At 45.9% G+C, this 18,070-nt stretch carries 18 protein-coding genes; 11 read left to right on the top strand and 7 right to left on the bottom strand.

What is annotated here, in order from left to right; all coding sequences use genetic code 11:
• The first annotated feature begins 97 nt into the window (after positions 1-97).
• The 5 genes from CHX35_RS05620 to CHX35_RS05640 all read left to right on the top strand — a co-directional run bounded on the left by CHX35_RS05620 (position 98) and on the right by CHX35_RS05640 (position 6,079).
• On the top strand, positions 98-1,666 hold the full coding sequence (locus CHX35_RS05620; protein WP_176391909.1) for a long-chain-fatty-acid--CoA ligase: 1,569 nt from the start codon (positions 98-100) through the stop codon (positions 1,664-1,666).
• 65 nt (positions 1,667-1,731) lie between these two features.
• On the top strand, positions 1,732-2,895 hold the full coding sequence (locus tag CHX35_RS05625) for an acyl-CoA dehydrogenase family protein (RefSeq protein ID WP_091835184.1): 1,164 nt from the start codon (positions 1,732-1,734) through the stop codon (positions 2,893-2,895).
• Between the two features lie 28 nt (positions 2,896-2,923).
• On the top strand, positions 2,924-3,805 hold the full coding sequence (locus CHX35_RS05630; protein WP_091835187.1) for a 3-hydroxyacyl-CoA dehydrogenase family protein: 882 nt from the start codon (positions 2,924-2,926) through the stop codon (positions 3,803-3,805).
• A gap of 33 nt (positions 3,806-3,838) precedes the next feature.
• Positions 3,839-4,987: a thiolase family protein gene (locus CHX35_RS05635; RefSeq protein ID WP_091835190.1), complete on the top strand. Its 1,149-nt coding sequence runs from the start codon at positions 3,839-3,841 to the stop codon at positions 4,985-4,987.
• A 12-nt stretch (positions 4,988-4,999) separates the two neighbouring features.
• Positions 5,000-6,079 (top strand): CaiB/BaiF CoA transferase family protein, encoded by a 1,080-nt coding sequence (locus CHX35_RS05640; RefSeq protein ID WP_245838658.1) that lies wholly within the window; start codon positions 5,000-5,002, stop codon positions 6,077-6,079.
• A 54-nt stretch (positions 6,080-6,133) separates the two neighbouring features.
• On the opposite strand, the gene CHX35_RS05645 is transcribed toward CHX35_RS05640, so the two are convergent.
• Positions 6,134-7,420 (bottom strand): glycoside hydrolase family 18 protein, encoded by a 1,287-nt coding sequence (locus CHX35_RS05645; RefSeq protein WP_091835196.1) that lies wholly within the window; start codon positions 7,418-7,420, stop codon positions 6,134-6,136.
• Between the two features lie 88 nt (positions 7,421-7,508).
• On the opposite strand from CHX35_RS05645, the gene CHX35_RS05650 reads away from it, so the two are divergent.
• Both CHX35_RS05650 and CHX35_RS05655 read left to right on the top strand, forming a co-directional pair.
• Entirely contained in the window at positions 7,509-8,375 is an 867-nt protein-coding gene (locus CHX35_RS05650) for an alpha/beta fold hydrolase (RefSeq protein ID WP_176391910.1), read from the top strand.
• A gap of 24 nt (positions 8,376-8,399) precedes the next feature.
• A complete protein-coding gene (locus CHX35_RS05655; protein ID WP_217895868.1) occupies positions 8,400-8,783 on the top strand; it encodes a hotdog fold thioesterase in 384 nt (127 codons plus the stop codon).
• Between the two features lie 114 nt (positions 8,784-8,897).
• On the opposite strand, the gene CHX35_RS05660 is transcribed toward CHX35_RS05655, so the two are convergent.
• A complete protein-coding gene (locus CHX35_RS05660; protein ID WP_091835206.1) occupies positions 8,898-9,728 on the bottom strand; it encodes a 5'-nucleotidase, lipoprotein e(P4) family in 831 nt (276 codons plus the stop codon).
• A 227-nt stretch (positions 9,729-9,955) separates the two neighbouring features.
• Between CHX35_RS05660 and CHX35_RS05665 the strand changes: the two genes are divergently transcribed.
• On the top strand, positions 9,956-10,627 hold the full coding sequence (locus CHX35_RS05665) for a hypothetical protein (RefSeq protein WP_091835210.1): 672 nt from the start codon (positions 9,956-9,958) through the stop codon (positions 10,625-10,627).
• Between the two features lie 149 nt (positions 10,628-10,776).
• Here CHX35_RS05665 and CHX35_RS05670 read toward each other — a convergent pair whose 3' ends face one another.
• The 5 genes from CHX35_RS05670 to CHX35_RS05690 form a co-directional block, all read right to left on the bottom strand.
• Entirely contained in the window at positions 10,777-12,087 is a 1,311-nt protein-coding gene (locus tag CHX35_RS05670) for an APC family permease (RefSeq protein WP_176391911.1), read from the bottom strand.
• A 10-nt stretch (positions 12,088-12,097) separates the two neighbouring features.
• The gene (locus CHX35_RS05675) at positions 12,098-12,403 is read right to left on the bottom strand and encodes a cupin domain-containing protein (RefSeq protein ID WP_091835217.1); all 306 of its coding nucleotides are present in this window, start codon (positions 12,401-12,403) and stop codon (positions 12,098-12,100) included.
• Positions 12,404-12,409: 6 nt separating this feature from the next.
• Positions 12,410-13,165 (bottom strand): YqcI/YcgG family protein, encoded by a 756-nt coding sequence (locus tag CHX35_RS05680; protein WP_091835220.1) that lies wholly within the window; start codon positions 13,163-13,165, stop codon positions 12,410-12,412.
• Positions 13,166-13,463: 298 nt separating this feature from the next.
• On the bottom strand, positions 13,464-14,234 hold the full coding sequence (locus CHX35_RS05685) for a hypothetical protein (RefSeq protein WP_091835225.1): 771 nt from the start codon (positions 14,232-14,234) through the stop codon (positions 13,464-13,466).
• A gap of 304 nt (positions 14,235-14,538) precedes the next feature.
• Complete coding sequence (locus CHX35_RS05690) at positions 14,539-15,039, bottom strand: DinB family protein (RefSeq protein WP_176391912.1); 501 nt, start codon at positions 15,037-15,039, stop codon at positions 14,539-14,541.
• 246 nt (positions 15,040-15,285) lie between these two features.
• Between CHX35_RS05690 and kynA the strand changes: the two genes are divergently transcribed.
• From kynA to kynB, 3 genes are read left to right on the top strand one after another with little or no spacing between them, the layout of a single operon-like run.
• Positions 15,286-16,140 (top strand): tryptophan 2,3-dioxygenase, encoded by an 855-nt coding sequence (gene kynA / locus CHX35_RS05695; RefSeq protein ID WP_091835231.1) that lies wholly within the window; start codon positions 15,286-15,288, stop codon positions 16,138-16,140.
• A gap of 15 nt (positions 16,141-16,155) precedes the next feature.
• The gene (gene kynU / locus CHX35_RS05700; protein WP_425435298.1) at positions 16,156-17,445 is read left to right on the top strand and encodes a kynureninase; all 1,290 of its coding nucleotides are present in this window, start codon (positions 16,156-16,158) and stop codon (positions 17,443-17,445) included.
• A complete protein-coding gene (kynB, locus tag CHX35_RS05705) occupies positions 17,442-18,068 on the top strand; it encodes an arylformamidase (protein WP_091835234.1) in 627 nt (208 codons plus the stop codon). The genes kynU and kynB overlap by 4 nt, the downstream gene beginning before the upstream one ends.
• Positions 18,069-18,070 lie beyond the last annotated feature (2 nt).

The raw sequence follows: 18,070 nt of genomic DNA on the forward strand, positions 1-18,070 counted from the left end.
AAAGGCAGGAAATTATGAATGAAGGCGGAATATGTACCGTGAAAGGTCAGTAGCAGTGGATGTTTAATCATTGATTGGAGAAGGCGGGTGGAAATCATTGATCCTCACTAAAGGTTTGCTTACTTCCGCGCAGAACCGATCCAAACAGACAGCCATTATTGATGGAGAGTTTACTCTCAGCTACCAAGAGCTACATGATCGGGTGAGTCAGTTAAAAGGGGCGCTACGAGACTATGATATTGGTAAAGGAGATCGTGTGGCCCTCTTGATGTTGAATGATTTTCGCTATTTAGAAATCTTCTATGCAGTAACCGCCCTCGGGGCGATGGTTGTTCCATTGAATGTGCGTCTTTCTGTACCCGAATGGACGATGATCCTACAGGATGCGGAACCTAAAATGATTTTTATTACGAAAGAATTTTTACCCGTGGCACCGATATTACAAAGTAAAATCCCCTCTATTCGCCGTGTAGTGCTCGCAGAAACACGGGAGGATGAGACAGGAAATGTTGTTCCATACGAAGATTTGATTCAATCTCACCGGAGGGAACCCCTTACCTATGAGGGTGTGGAAGAAAGAGATACTGCGGGGCTTTTTTACACCGGTGGGACAACGGGTCGTCCCAAGGGTGTCATGCTCTCTCACCGGAACTTAGTTTCCAATGCATGGCATATTTTGCTTGCCTCCAATTATGATAGTACGATCCATTATCTACACGCTGGACCCATGTTCCATCTAGCAGATGGCGCCTCTACTTTTGCCGTGACGATGCTTGGAGGAACTCATTCCCACCTAAGAGCCTTTCGTCCCTTAGAATTTTTGCAAACCGTTGAACGAGACCGCCCTAATAGTGTGCTATTGGTTCCGACGATGATTCACGCCCTTATACACTACCCTGATCGATCCCAATTTGACTACTCATCATTAAAACGCATTCTTTATGGTGCTTCACCCATGCCGGTCGAAGTGTTAAAGAAAGCATTTCAGGCTTTTCCAGAAGTCGAATTCAGTCAAGCCTATGGCATGTCCGAAGCATCCCCAGTCCTCTCTACATTAAGTTCGGAGGATCACCAAGTGCTGGGTACCGAACGGGAAAGGTTACTTGCTTCATGTGGAAAAGCCATTATGGGTGTTGAGCTAAAGATCGTTGATGAGAATCGAAAGGAAGTTCCTGTGGGTGAGGTAGGAGAGATTGCTGCCCGTGGTCCCAATATCATGAAGGGATATTGGAACATGCCCGAAGAGACGGATCGTGTCTTACAAGAGGGTTGGTACTATACGGGCGATATGGCAAAACGAGACGATGAAAATTATTACTATATTGTCGATCGAAAAAAAGATATCATTATATCAGGTGGAGAAAATATCTATTGTGTTGAAGTAGAAAATGTACTCTATTCCCATCCGGATGTTCTTGAAGCTGCGGTGGTCGGGATCCCCGATGATTCATGGGGGGAGCAGGTCTTAGCGATCATCGTCAAACGGGAAGATTCTTCCCTCGATCAAGAAGAGTTAATTCAATTTTGTCGCCAATTCTTAGCTGGATTTAAGGTTCCTAAATCGGTAGAGTTTACGACGGATTTGCCAAAGTCGGGAGCAGGTAAAGTGTTAAAAAGAAATTTACGTGAAAAGCACTGGGAAGGTCACACACGACGCGTTCACTAACCATGAGTTGAAAACGCTTTCGGATGAACAGGCCATGTGACCCGTAACGAAAAAGGAGGTTTATCATGGAGCGGGGGATATTCACCCAAGAGCATCAAATTCTCCGGCAATCATTCCGCCGTTTTTTAGAACGAGAAGCGGTTCCCTACATCGATGAGTGGGAGGCAAACCGCTTCATTCCAAGGGAATTTTGGTTAAAGCTAGGCGCTGAAGGGTACCTTTGTCCCTCTGTTGAAGAAAAATTTGGTGGGATGAATGCTGATTTTGCCTTTTCAGTAGTGATTCACGAGGAGATGGAAAAGGTAGCCTCGGGTCTGTTGGGGGTGGGACTTCATAGTGATATCGTTGTTCCCTATCTGCAACGGTTTGCAGCAGAAGAACAAAAGGAACGATGGCTTCCTGGTTGCTTGACTGGCGAGACAATCACAGCAGTTGCCATGACGGAGCCTGGAACAGGCTCCGATCTGGCAGCCATTTCAACGACTGCTGAACGACAGGGAGACCACTATGTTCTCAATGGTCAAAAGACATTTATCTCCAATGGAATTCATGCAGATCTTGTGATTGTGGCCTGTAAAACTGATCCCAACGCAGTGCCTGCCTACCAAGGTGTCAGTCTACTCGTCGTAGAAAAAGATACTCCGGGCTTTTCGCGGGGGAGGAAACTAGATAAGGTAGGGCTTCATAGTCAAGATACTGCTGAATTAATTTTCGAGGATTGCCGTGTACCCGTTAGGAATTTATTGGGGCAAGAGGGGAAGGGTTTTCGCTATTTAATGCAACAATTGCAACAAGAGCGACTCATCGTAGCCATTTCTGCCCAAGTCGCGTCGGAAGAGATGTTTCGCATGACCGCGAATTATGTGAGCAGTCGCAAGGTATTTGGTCGTCCGGTTGGAGATTTTCAGCACACCCAATTTCTCCTTGCGGAAATGGCGACGGACATTCAGTTGGGACGTACCTTTGTAGACTCCTTGATTAGGGAGCATATGGAAGGGAAGTCCATGGAACAAAAAGTGTCGATGGCAAAGTGGTGGGTGAGTGAAAAAGCAAAGGAAATCGCTTCAAAATGCATGCAACTTCATGGTGGCTATGGATATATGGAAGAGTATCCGATTGCTCGCCGTTATCGGGATATTGCTGTGACCACCATCTACGCAGGTACCACGGAAGTAATGAAGGGAATTATCGCGAAGGGTATTCATAAAGGCACGTTAACTTTTGAATGAGTATTCACTCATAAAAGGAGCGAGGCAGATGCGTATTCAACGGATTGCGGTCATTGGTGCAGGACTTATGGGGAGCGGTATTGCCCAGGCTCTAGCCACTCCAGGTTATCAGGTTCATCTATGTGATGTGTCAGAGGAGGCATTAAATAAGGGATTTGCAGGCATTGAAAAAAGCCTGGCTCGTTTTATTAAAGCGAAGCATTTGTCTGAACAGGATGCCGAGGATGCACGAAGCCGGATTACTGGGTTTACGGAGTTAGAAAAGGCCGTCAGTGATGTGGACCTCGTCGTCGAAGCAGTACCTGAAAATATGGAATTGAAAAAACGGATTTTTTACGATTTGGACCGCTTTACAAAGCCGGAAGTGATCCTTGCCACCAATACCTCTGAACTGTCGGTTACCGCGATTGCTTCCGCTACCAAACGCCCAAGGAGCGTGGTGGGGATGCACTGGTTCAATCCACCTCCAGTGATGCGACTGGTAGAAATCGTTCGCGGAGTTGATACATCAGAGGAAGCCATTGAGGTAATTAAAAAAGTTTCCGAACGAGCGGGGAAAGAGACCGTTGTGGTAAAAGATGTGCAAGGGTTTGTTACCTCCCGTGCCATCTCAGCTCATATGATGGAGTGTATGAAAATTTTAGAAGAGGGTGTGGCTTCAGCAGAGGATATCGATAAAGCGATCCGGCTGGGCTTAAATTACCCAATGGGTCCCTTTGAATTAGCAGATTATGTGGGCTTGGATACGATGTTATTTGCCAGTGAAGGGATGGTTGAAGCGTACGGAGATCGTTTTCGTGTTCCACAAACACTACGGAAATTAGTAGAAGCAGGGCATCTGGGCAGAAAGAGCGGCAAGGGATTTTATGATTACACGAAGGAGCGGGAGACTGTATCCGTTAAAAAATAAACCGAGTTATCACTGAGAAAGGGGTATCACATCATGAGAGAAGTCGTCATCGTGGGCGCAGTGCGAACGGCAGTAGGAAGAAGAAAAGGGGGCTTTCGTAATGTGCACCCCGTTGAATTGGGAGCACAAGCGTTAGCCGAAGTGACAAAGCGGGCGGGTGTGGAAAAAGGAGATGTCGAAGATATTGTTATGGGGTGCGTCTCGCCCTTGAATGAACAAGGCTACAATATTGGCCGATTAGCCACCCTCCGTGCCGGGTTTCCCGTGGAAGTCCCTGCGGTTCAAATCAACCGGATGTGCGGTTCAGGGCAACAGGCGATCCATTTTGCCGCCCAGGAAATTCGCTCAGGGGACATGGATATCACGATTGGAGCGGGCGTTGAGAATATGACGATGGTGCCCATTGGTAGTGATGGGAATGAGCATACGATCCCTGCTACGTTAGCAGAGCAGTATGAATTCATTCATCAAGGGGTATCCGCAGAACGAATCGCTGAAAAATATGGGATGACGCGGGAAGAGGTGGATGCCTATTCCTATGAAAGTCATCAACGGGCATTGGCGGCGATTAAAGAGGGTCGTTTTGAACGAGAAGTCATGCCTGTGATGGGTGAGGATGCAGAGGGTAAGCCTACTACGATCGCAAAGGATGAAGGTCCTCGTGCAGATACCTCCATGGAAAAACTGGCATCTCTCAAGCCAGTCTTTAAAGAAGATGGGTTGATTACTGCGGGGAATGCGAGTCAAGTAAGCGATGGTGCTGCAGCGGTCTTGATGATGGAGCGGGGTCGTGCAGAATCCATGGGGATTCGTCCTAGAGCGCGGATTTTGCAACAGGTAGTCGTAGGCTCTGATCCAACAATGATGCTGGATGGGGTCATTCCCGCGACACGAAAAGTTCTGCAAAAGGCAGGATTGACCCTGGATCAGATGGATCGGGTAGAAATTAATGAAGCCTTTGCCCCTGTGGTTCTTGCCTGGCAAAAAGAACTCGGTGCAGATCTTTCTCGCGTCAATGTCAATGGGGGGGCAATCGCCTTGGGGCATCCATTAGGCGCTACAGGTGCCAAACTAATGACGACCCTGCTTCATGAATTGGAACGGATCGAAGGGCGATATGGTCTTTTAACGATCTGCATTGGCCATGGGATGTCAACCGCTGCGATTATTGAACGGCTATAAGGGGGAGTGGTGATGCTGGAGGGCGTTCGTGTCCTTGATTTTACGCAAAACCTTCCGGGTCCCTTTGCGAGTATGCGACTCGCCCAACGAGGTGCTGAGGTAGTCAAAGTGGAACCTCCCAGTGGTGATCCAGCTCGCTTTGCAGGTGAGAAGAGAGGGGAAACAGGGCTCGTATTTCTTGCCAATAATCGTCGGAAAAGAAGTCTGTGTCTGGATTTGAAACGGGATACTGGGAGGGAAATTGCCCAAAGCCTTGCGGCACAGGCAGACGTGATCCTTGAGGGGTTTCGCCCGGGTGTGATGGAGCGATTGGGGCTAGGTTATCAGGCCGTCGCTCGGAGGAACCCGAGGGTGGTCTACGCATCATTAACGGGTTATGGGATAGCCGGAGAGGTGAGTCGCCTGGGGAGTCATGATTTAAACTACCTAGCCCTCAGCGGGATGCTCTCTCAGTTCAAAGCACAGGGAAAGCCGACTCATCCCACGATTCTGCTTGGGGATCTCATCGGTGGGTTATCTGCATCTGAATCGATTTTAGCCGCCCTCTTTCAGCGAAGTAACAAAGGGGTAGGGACGCACCTTCCGTTGACGTTAACCGGTGCGGTAACCGAGTTGATGCATACCCATGACACGATCTGGCGTGAAACAGGAGGGCAACAGGGGATTGAACTCCTCGGTGGAGGCATTCTCTCGTATGGTCTCTTTGAAACCAGCGATCAAAAATGGATGGCGTTAGCTGCCTTAGAGCCAAAGTTTTGGCACAATTTTTGTGAAGCACTGGGGAAACCTCACTGGATGGGGGCGCAGTATACACCTCCTGTTGTAGACAATGCGATTTATCGCGAGTTGAAGGAGATGTTTTGCCTGCGCACTCGGGAGGAATGGACACAATTTGGGTTAGAGACGGATTGTTGCCTTACCCCTGTACTGGAAGTCGGAGAGTGGAAGATGCACCCGGGTATTCCTCAACACCATGAGGAAGTCGATGCACCTGAAGGGCTGGGTCAGGACTCCGTGTCGGTACTTTCTGAATGGTTAGATGCCTCCGAATCACAAGTCGTGTCTTGGAAAGAAAACGGGGTTGTCCGTTAAGATCAAAGATCCTCCCATTTCCGGAGCGGCATTTTCCGGTGGGGGGATCGTTTTTTAGCGCAGTTTTCGGATGTTAAAGTTATCGCGGAGAAGTGCCCAATTTTGGGGGAATTCTCTACCTAGGAGCCAATAGCTAATTCCTCGAAGGCGATATTCTCGAACCAGGTCAAATTTTGCCTGGATACTTCGTGGATCTTCAAACCAAACCACATGCTCTTTCTTGTTCTCATCGTAATAATGGAAATAAGGGGCTTGTGCGGTTTTGTCGTAGCGAATGTTCGCTCCTTTTGCCCGTGCGAGATTGACCGATCCTAAAGGGCTCAGTGTCTTGGCGAAGGGTCCCCCTTCTTGATAGGGAAGGGTCCAATCATATCCGTAAATGGATGCTCCCATCAATATTTTATTGGGTGGGATGACATCCGTCGCATAATCGAGTACGTCCCTCATTTTAGGAATGGGTGAAACAGCCATAGGAGGACCGCCAGACCAGCCCCACTCATAGGTCATGAGGATGACAAAATCGACGATTTTACCATGGGCACCATAATCGTGGGCAGTATACCAGGCTCCTTTTTGTTCAGCGCTTGTCTTAGGTGCCAGTGCAGTTGAGACAAGATAGGTTCTTCGGGCTCGTTTGACTCGACGGGTAATAAGTTGTAGGAATTCAGTATAAGCATCTCGGTCATCCTCACGCAGGTTTTCAAAGTCAATATTAAGCGCCTTATATGATTTAATCCGCATTAAGTTAATCACATTGGCAATCAATCGCTCGCGTACCTGCCGTTTGGTAAAGATATTGTGGGCGACTTCTGGGGAGAAGTTTCCTTCTGTGAAGTTGGTAATCGAGACCATCGGTAGGGATTTGGTTGGATGAATGGCTTTTAGTGCAGAAGAATCCTTTAACGGTTTTAGATGACCATTGGGCTGAACTTGGTAGCTGAATAATGTGAAATAGGTGAGGTCGTTTGCCGTCTCCCGTACAATTTGTTGATCACGCTCAGCGGTATCGGGTTGAAGGTAACCATTTGCCTCAATCGTTCGTTTTAATCGCTGAGGAATATAGATGCGGGTACCGGGATACAGTTTTTCAGGGTTGATGGGTTGGTTTAACTTTTGCAATGCTTCAAGGGATACATGATACTGTTGCGCTATGGACCAGAGACTGTCTCCTGATTGTACGACATGGACACCGCTTGGTGTGGGCATCACCAAGGACTGGCCAATGACAAGCTCGGCTTTCTCAGAAAGACCGTTTAGTTTAATGACATCGGATGACCGAGCTCCGAAGCGATTGGCAATTTCCCAGATGGTATCCCCTTTATTTACGGTTACGATTTGCATCGTGATCCTCCTCCCATCCAGATTATATTTAACCTATTCTCTGGGTGGGCTTGAGGTGAAAATTCACTGAATGAAAAAGGAGTCTTTGATGAATCACATGTTAAAGCATACGACGGAAAACATTCAGTTACTTGATTTATCCATCCATACGGAATCCTATGGGGCGGGAGAGCGGATTGTGTTTCTGCATGGAGGTCCTGGGGACGAGCATCGCTATTTTCTTCCCCATGTCCTTCCGTTGGCAGAAACCCATGAACTTTTCTTTTACGATCAGCGCGGGTGTGGGCAATCCGAAAAAGCAACCGATCCATCTCACTATACGATGATACGAGAGGTAGAAACCTTAGAAGCCTTGCGGAGGGAAAAAGGCTGGGATAAGATGAATTTACTCGGCCAATCCTGGGGAACGATGTTAGGCTTACTTTATGCCTGTCACTATCCTGATCGAGTAAAGAGGCTATTGCTGGTCTCAGCAGTGGGGGTTCAGGGAAAAGATCTCCAACGTTTTGCAGAGAATCTTATGGATCGTATGAGCAATGAGGAGCAACAAAGTGTCACCCGTCTTGAATCCGAGAAAGAATCAATGGGGTTAAATGCCTTTGATGAACAGATGAAGTCAATTATTTTTCCCTATTATGTATTTAATCCGGACAACCTTACTCACGTTACTGAGACAACGATTAATATGAACGTAAATGAGAGAATGTGTGCAGATATTCTCGCCCATTATGATCTTCGGGAGCAATTACAGCGATTAAAGGGAATTCCTTTACGGATCATCCAGGGAAGGATGGATCTGATTACTCCTGATGATTTAACCGAGACGTTGTTTCCTTACCTACCCACTCAGGATCAAGTAATTTTTGAGCGTTCAGGCCATTGGCCGTTTATGGAGGAACCTGATTATTTTGTAGAAGCAGTGCGGGAGTTCTTCCCACACATCAAAGAGGAGTGAAAAGCAATGAGTGATGGACTTCCGATGGTAAATACGCTAATGGAAACCTTAGGAATTGAAGCAATTGAAGTCGAAAAAGACCGTGTAGTAATGAGCATGCCTGTTGATCATCGGACACATCAGCCCTTTGGCTTATTGCACGGAGGTGCATCGGTCGCGTTGGCTGAGACTGCCGCAAGTATTGGAGCATGGATCAATTGTGATCAAGAAAACGAGTTAACAGTCGGATTGGAGATTAACGCCAATCACCTTCGCTCCAAGCGTGAAGGCATCGTTACCGCTGAAGCAACCCCTTTACATAAAGGGAAGAAAACGATGGTATGGGATATCAAAATTCGCGATGAGCAGGAACAGTTAATTTGTGTTTCGCGTTGCACCATGGCGATTGTTCCAAAGCCGAAAAAATAAAGTAAAGTATAAAAAAAGTACCTCCGATTACAGAGGTACTTTTTTTGATTAATAAGGCTTAATTTCAACTCAGCCATCACGGACACAGTGAATGTTAACCGATAATTGTTAGTCTTACTTAAAGGATTCGAGTGCGTCGATTTTTGTTTTTTCCTTTTCCTTGGTGGATAAGTCATAGTTGTATTGATAGATCGCTCCTTCCCAATCACCATACATGGGGTTGGGTAGAATGATAAATTCTTTACCATACTTCGCTTTGTCTTTTGCTACTTGTTCATTCCGTTTTGCCAGTGGCGCCTTATAGTAAATATCCGAGAAATCGCCAAGGTTATCACCAATTAATAGTGCGATGGAATGATTTTTAGCGACGGTGTCGCGACGAGGCTGTTTATCTGAGGTATCCCCTTGTAATAACAGGTGGGATGATTCTGCTTGGGGTAGGTGCTCTTTCTTTAAATTGCTTAATGTCGCGTTTCGTGACTGTTCACTTCGGTTGGTTAGATAGTAGATATCGACCTTTTGTTGATTGGCGTAGTCTAAAAACTCTTTAGCCCCTGCGATGGTTTTCGCTTTGGCTTGATTGACCCACTCATCCCAACCGGTGGGATAGGATGCTTTTTTCTTGATGGCGTAGGCTTGGTAAGGGCTGTTGTCCAACACGGTTTCATCAATATCGAGGATAACGGCGGGTTTTTTGGTAGTTTTTTTCAGGGTAGTTAAGCGTTCTTTGGCAAGGTTATAGGCTTGGTATTGTAATGCGAGGGCCTCGCCGGCTTTTTGTTGCCAAAGGGTTGCCATCATCAGGTCGCTTTGGTTAACTGCTGGTGTCGCTTTGCTATTGGATTGGGGGGTATCATTGGAATTCGCCGTTGTATTACATCCAAGGCAACTCCCCAAAAGGAGAATGGTACAAAGCGGAGACATTACCCACTTGAATAATTGCAATTGCTATCACCTCAACTTGTTCGTAACCTTCCCTCATACATTGTCCGCTGGAACCAAGTGCTATCCTGAAAATAAGGGATGGGGTAAAGGTGATTTATTCCAAGTGAAATATTCCCTACGTCCTTTTCGTTCCAACTTTTGGATAGTTAACACGCCTGACACCGAAGACGGATGATATCATTGGGGTAAGGGGTAAATCATTTATATTAAGGGGATGGGTGATATCGATGAAATGGTGGAGTATCGGCATTGTGTGTGTCGTTTTCGGAATTGTTTATTTAGTTTATGAGCAAAGTAATCAGCCGATAAATATGGAAGTTAGTGGAGATGTTGTTCTTGCAAACAACCTTTCAGAGATGTCAAAAAAAGCACCGATTATAGTTGAGGGATCATTTGTGAAACTTGATTCGAGTGAAAACGGGGCGCGTAACCCGAAGAACCCATCCAAACCTGCATCAGACATTTATAATGAAGTGAAAATTTATCAGTTCCAAGTAGACGATGAGCTCAAGGGGGACGTTGCTAAAGAAGCCATCGAGGTTGGTTATGAATATTCAATGGAGCTGGAACACTTAACCTCCGCAAAAAAGGTTCGAATCCAAGATCCGCTGTGGGTTAAACCAAAAATGGGCAAGAACTATATTCTGTTTTTAAATCCACCGGATCAATACACACACTACTATACATCCGCCTTTACGCCGAGTCGAATCGAAGTAAATTCCGACAGTCGAGTGAAATTGATCCTTCCTAAAAGGGGAATCCAAAAGCATCAATTCGAACGCGACGGAAAAAGGTTTAACGTTTCAATGGAGGGATTTCCAACGGACTATACAAACACGATTTCTGGGAAAGATGTCGGAGAAATAGAAAAGATCATCAAACAAGAAATCACAAAATGAGCGTACCATCGAAGGACGGTCACTTATGGTGGGGATAAGAATGGAGAGGCTGTAGGGTCTGATACCCCTTATTAAACAAACGAAGGAGGAGGGTAGGGGATATCCCCTACCCTCCTCCTTCGTTTTTGCGGTCAAACAACTTATTCAAACTACAATGTTGTTGAAGGTGATTCAGGTACCTCTTTTTCTTCCCTCGTCATTCGGTTTTTCTTCATACGAACGGCTATCCAGCCTAAGAGGAGTAACGCTCCAGGATAGAGCAATCCCCAACCGAAAGTTCCCATCATGAAAAAACAGAGGAGAACCGAGGCGACTCCGAAAAGACGGGCTGCCCAGTGTTGAACCAACCTGATATAGGCGAGGACACTAAAAACATAGAGGAGAAAAAAGTTTTGACCCGCAAGTTGCAGCATGGTTTCTTGAGAAAACCAATGGATGGCATAGATACAAGCGGAACCGAGGAATATCAAGGTGGTCGCTACCACAGCCTGTCGCGGGACATGGCTTTTTTCATCTACAAGATGCCAAGATGCCGGTAATAACCCATTTCTTGAAGCGGCAAAGACCAAGCGAGAAGCAGCCCAGGTGGCCCCATTGACATTGGCAATGACGATCAGAACACCAACGATTGCTATGATTCGACCACTTGCCCCTCCGAAGATGGATGTTAATATCGCAGCGATCGGTGCGGTGGCTAAGTCAGGGTGATTTTGCGGGAGGAGCGTTTGTGTGACCCAGGCAAGGGCAAGATAGAGGCCGACGATAATTACGAAGCTGATAGCGACGGTTATCGGATAGTCTCGCCGGGGATTTTTATATTCTTCTGCAGTAAAGGACAACATTTCAAATCCTGTAAAAGCAAAAAACACAAGGGCTAATGCTGGAAGTGCATGGGTCCACATGGATGGGGGAGCCACGCCCCCTCCCTGAGCAGGGTCCCCCCATAAGAGGCCGATAATGGCCACGGCTACCAGGATAAAGACTAAAAGATAGGTAATCCATTGTTGAAAGGTACTCGATAAACGAGTGCCTTTGTAATTAAACCACCCTGCAATTAACAAGATCGCGAGTGTTGAAACGAGAGCAGTTACCTGCCCTGCACCAAAGGCATAGGCAAAATAATGACCTCCACCAATAGCGATAGCGGGGATTCCTAAGGTAAAGGTTCCGAGCAACATGACTTCGGTCACGGTACCACCAAGGTCTCCAAAGGCTTGTCTCACGAAGCCTGCGATTCCATCTGCTTTTGGGAATTTTGACCCCAACCAACTGAATATAACGAGTAATGGGATGACTAATAAAGCATCCATGATCCAGGCATAAATGGAGGCTGTACCCGTTAATCGGTAGGCCATCCCCGGTAAAACGAGGAGTCCAGCACCGATAACAATTCCTAAGGCGAGAGCGACCGCTCCACTAATCCCAAGTGAGCGTTCTAATTCGGCTTTGTTTTTATCCAAGAGATTCCCCCTAGCGAAGAGCGATGATATACAAGCACCCTTCATCTCCTGCGATCGATGAATGGGGTGTACTCTTTGGTAAATAGAGACGTCCCCCTGAATGGCAGGTTTCTTCTATTCCTTCTGCAAAAAAGGTGATCGAACCTTTTACGATGAATAAGATTTCATCCGTAGGGTGGGTGTGAGTAGGATGTTCACGGCGAGGCGTATCCCTTTGCACCTCAACTGAGCCGGTTTCTGGTAGGAGCTGCATGACCGCATCTTCAAGCGTGACGGATGGACCATGTTCTATTCGCGGAGCGGTAAAGAGTGCCATGGCAATCTACTCTCCTTTTTTAAGCTCATGTGTATTCATGTGGAATGGACATTTCCCAGTTACCGGGGTATTGTCATCGGGTAGAAAATATTGCTTCCATTCATGAGTGGACGGGTCTCCGTAGCTACCCATGTCAGGGTGAGCGGGCATCCCTTCAAGATGGACCATCTTTTGACGAATAATTTCCCGGGCACGGGTGCCCGCTATAGTGCCACCTTCAATTCCATTAAACACACGCCTTGGTTGAAAGAGTAGGACAAGGGAGTCTCCTAAATGACGGCTAATTCGTTTGGTATAGGCCGGCGTACTCGAAAAGATAAACATGGGTTCACCATCGAAACAAAACTCCCATAACGGCGACTCAGGGTCACTTGGTAGTTGGGTAGGCCAAGGGGTGGGATCATGTTCATGAAGATAATTTAAAATCTCCCAGAATTGTGCCTGATACTTTTCAAGAGAGTGAGGTTTTGGTGCAGGTTTTACAAAAAGGGCGAGGGCATGTCTTGTTTCAGGGTAATCCCGAGAAAGAATAAGAAAATCCCGTAAGGTATTGGGCAAATCCTCCCAAGCATTTTCATCTGTGTAGGTATAACGCAGCTCACCATTTCTTTCACCGATTGCACCAAAATAGCATGGGAATGAAGGATCCAACACGACTTTTCTAAACACATCGTATTCGCTGACCAACCAGGGGGGAATATCTACTCCTTCTACCATCTGTTCTTGAGTGAAAAGGTTTGTCGCCAGTCTGGGCAGTTTCATAAAACCACCTCACAAGTTGAATAGAGTAATATTTTCCAAATTTAATGTATATTGAATTTTTATTATTGTCAATAATTTTTATTTTTGAAATAAATACATTTTTATAGGTTGCTAAAATGCCGTACTTAATCAATGAAAGTCTATTAAATGAAAGGGTATAGGTCTAAGGGCAGACGTGTTAGTTAATTAATTAAAAATGGAGCTGGTAAGGTGGTGTGAAAGTGAAAACAAAGCGAGGTATAGGGTATCCATAGAAAAAAGGCTAGGAGCAAAGCTCCCAGCCTTTTTTATGAAATGATTATGCTCCTTTTTGTGACCCAGGGTGTTGTGGGTGCATTCCACCAGGTAGAAAATGTCCTTTTTTCGGATGTTTTTTGTTGAAGGGGTGTACTTTGCGAATTTCTTTGCGAATCTCCTCCAATGATTTTCCATTGGTATCAATACCAAGCCGTTTGGCTTCATTGTAAAGTTCTTTGGTGTGAACTTCCTTACGGATCTCTTCTAGTGATTTGCCCTTTGTATCGATCCCAAGTTTTTTGGCTTGGGTGTACAGTTCCTTGGTCTGGACCGCTTTATGGATTTCCTTTAGCGTTTTTCCTTCAACATTAATGCCTAGTTTTTTCGCCTGATTATAAAGGTGTTTGGTGCGAACTTCTTTCTTTAGTTCCTTCAATGACTTATTCTTTGTGTCAATGCCTAACTTTTTGGCTTCCTGTTCTAGGTATTTAAAATGAATGGCCTTGCGCAGTTCTTTATCCGATTTACCATCGGTCTCGATGTTTAAGCGCTTGGCTTCTTTAAGAAGCAAGGCATGCATCACTTCTTTTCGCAAATCTTTTTTTGTTTTCCCCTTCGTGCTGATGCCTAGTTCTTCGGCTTTCTTTTGGATCACTTCCGGTGGAAGAGCAAAGGGATGCTTATGCCGATGGTGCTTTTGCTTAGCTGTGGATGATTTTGTTTTTGTTGAGCTGGAGGAAGGGGTGTCAGCAAATGCTGTGTAACTACCCCCAATGGCAGCCGTTAACGCGAGAGTACCGGCAACAGATAACGCGATAAATTTACCTTTCATCTTGAAAACCTCCTAAGAAAATGGGTTTGGGTAACGCACATCGATAGATTACCCAGTGAATGTGAACTCAAGATGTACAAAAACAACTTTTCCACCGAATATCTCGCCTATTGAGTTGGAAATAGGATTTGGGATTGATTTCGATGGTTGATAGAAAGTAGTGATGGCCACTCAGATCAAATAGGCGGTTAGCTTTATGTTGTACGAGATAGGCGCATAGCAAACACCCTCGCTAAAAATTAGCGAGGGTGTTTGCTACATTAGGTGATGTCGAGAGCGTTAAAAGAGTTTTAATTAGGGTGGATTACGCTTTTTGAGAAGGCCACAAGTTTTTCTCACCCACGGCACGTTTTAATCCATTAATAAAACCATGGTGATATCCTTCATGCCATGTTATAAAGGACAACATTTGTCCGAAGGTGTTAATCGTATGACCTTGAACAGTAAATGGTTGCGGTAGGGGTTCTTCGATCTTCTTATCAAATACCTGAACACGCTCGATCTGTGAAGTAAGAAGTTCACGCAATTCAGTGAGTGTGGGCACGTTCTCATTTTTCCAATTGGCAGGGCTTGTATCTACAAAGAATAATGATAGGTAATGCTGGGGAATGCCTGAAGAAGCTTCGTCTATTTTACCAAACAAAAGCATATCCGTTGACACAAGAATATGCCCAAGGTGCCAGCGGATGTTATTTGTCGATGTCTCAGGAATGACATCCGCAAGGGTTTCAGTGGTACTTTCTAGCGTGGCTAAGGTAATGTGCCGTGAAAACGTATACTGTTGAATGAGGAAGGACTGGCTCAAGGTAAGCACTTCCTTTCATGGTTTAAAAATTCGATCGCTTGATACTGAACATCTTTGGATGTCCTCTCTCAGTATATAGTAACTCCCCGATGAAAAGGTGCGTTTTTGTAAACAAAGTGATTATTTTTTGATTGTGAGTCACAATAAATATTGAATATTATCCACTGGATAAGGATGCAGGATGAAGATGGATCGTGTATGCTGATTTTGTTTAGATGAACAGGATGTAGGAAAGGGAGGACAACGATGTCACAGTCGGAAAAGCCATCACAAAAAAAAGAATCCGTTGATACAGGGATTCATACCAATTTTAAAGATGATATGACATATGGGGACTATTTAGGCTTAGATCACATTTTATCCAGTCAGAAGCGATTATCTGAGCATCATGATGAGATGTTATTTATTGTGATTCATCAGACCAGTGAGCTATGGATGAAACTTATTCTGCATGAATTGGAAGCGGCAACAAAGAGCATTGCAGGTGGTGAGTTAGAGCCAGCCTTTAAAATGTTAGCAAGGGTTTCACGGGTTCAGGAACAATTAATCCAGTCCTGGGATGTATTATCGACGTTAACCCCCACGGAATATATGGAGTTTCGCGATCATCTCGGTCACTCCTCGGGATTCCAGTCCTGGCAGAATCGACTGATCGAATTTTCTTTAGGACATAAAAATGAACGAGCGCTACTGGTGTATCAGCATCAACCGGAATTATATCATCGGATGGAGAAAGCGCTTCATCAGCCCAGTTTATATGATGTGTCCATTCAACAATTAGCCAATCGTGGTCTGCCCATTGATACGAACCGTCTTCAGCGGGATTTTTCACAGGATACGATTGCCGATGCGAGTGTCGAAGCTGCATGGCTGACGGTATATCGCAATGTGGATCAATACTGGGATCTTTATGAGCTAGCGGAAAAGTTAGTTGATGTCGAAGACCGGCAACAACGATGGCGATACAATCATTTGAAGACCGTGGAACGAATTATTGGTTATAAAACAGGTACAGGTGGTTCTTCAGGGGTTACCTATTTAAAACGGGTACTCGATCATCGGTTTTTCCCCGAGCTTTGGAATCTACGTACTCAGTTGTAACAGGAGGGATTCAGCATGGCCAATCCTATGCAAATGCAACCAACACAAAAATGGGCGGAAGAGATGGATCGACAAGATCAATTGGCGTCCTTTCGTGATGAATTTTATTTAAAAGAAGGGTCAATTTACTTGGATGGTAACTCGTTGGGGTTGCTTTCGCGTCGAGCAGAATCCACCCTTCAAGAGGTACTTGCCTCCTGGCGTGAATTTGGTATTGATGGGTGGACAGAGGGAGAGCATGCTTGGTTTCAGCTTTCCGAGCGATTAGGGGAGAAGCTTGCGCCATTAGTGGGTGCGAATCCAGAAGAAGTGATTGCAACGGGCTCGACCACGGTGAACTTACATCAATTGTTAGCGACCTTTTATCAACCGAAAGGGAATCGCATGAAACTCCTTGCCGATGCGCTCACGTTTCCCTCGGATATCTACGCGCTGAAGAGTCATGTAAGGCTTCATGGACTGGATATGACAGAGGGATTGATCCAAGTAGAGAGCACCGATGGTCACACCATCGAGGAAGATGCTTTAATTGAGGCGATGACTGATGAAGTAGCGTTAATTGTGCTCCCTTCGGTTCTTTATCGAAGTGGGCAACTCCTAGATATGAAGCGGCTTACTCAATCGGCTCATGAAAGGGGGATATTGATTGGATTTGATCTATGTCATTCCATTGGCGCGATTCCTCATCAACTGTCCGAATGGGGAGTAGACTTTGCCTTTTGGTGCAACTACAAATATCTAAATGCTGGTCCAGGTAGCGTGGGAGGATTATATGTCCATCGGCGTCATCATGGATGTCTACCCGGGTTGGCAGGTTGGTTTGGTTCAGCGAAGGAAGTTCAATTTGATATGGATCATACGTTGCAACCCGCTTCCCACGCAGGAGCTTTTCAAATCGGTACCCCCCATATACTAAGTCTTGCACCCTTGTTGGGATCATTAGACCTCTTTCATGAAGCAGGAATGGAAGCGATAAGAAGAAAGTCCCTCTCCATGACACGTTACTTGATGATGTTGGTGGAGACGGAACTTCTGCATAAGGGCTTTTCCTTTGGCAATCCCATGGAAGACACGCGGCGAGGAGGTCATGTGTGCTTGATCCATGACGAGGCGGTACGGATTTGTAAAGCGCTTAAGGCGCGTGGGATTGTTCCTGACTACCGAGCTCCTAATGTGATCCGTCTTGCCCCTATTTCTCTATATACTTCCTACACAGAAGTATGGGAAGCCATCCAACAATTGAAGACAATCATAGAAAATAAAGAATACGAAGGCTTTGAAAAGGAACGAGGAGTGGTTGCGTGAGTACATGGATTGATATATCACAGCCGTTAACGAAGGATGTAGCGATTTGGCCCGGGGATACTCCTTTCAAATGCGAAACTAGCTTTGATAAGACCATGACAGGTTCGGTGAATGTTGGGAGTTTAATGATGAGCCTGCATACAGGGACGCACATCGATGCCCCCTATCATTTTGATGATGCAGGGAAACGAGTGTCCGATTTGGATATCGCCGTTTATGGCGGAAAAGCCAAGGTGATTGGTCTTCCAGAGGGGACGGATGTGATTTGTCCAGAAATCTTGGCGAAGGAAGAGCTTGATGGGGTCGAACGGCTCTTAATTCATACTAAGGGATGGCAGGATCGGAGAAAATTTCCCGATTGGATTCCCCCAGTGGATATACGGTTAGCGCCCTGGTTGCAGGAACGAGGCATTTTGTTGTTGGGCCTTGATATTCCCTCTGTCGATCCCTTAGATAGTAAAGACCTACCTGCTCATCATGCTCTTGCCCACCATGGGGTTCATATTTTGGAAGGGGTTGTGTTGGACCATGTCGTGCCAGGAGAATACGAACTTTTTGCTTTTCCCCTCGCGTTAGCGGGTGCAGATGGAAGTCCAGTTCGCGCAGTATTACGTAAATGCTAAAA

The organism is Marininema halotolerans (assembly GCF_900116235.1).
Lineage (GTDB): Bacteria > Bacillota > Bacilli > Thermoactinomycetales > DSM-45169 > Marininema > Marininema halotolerans.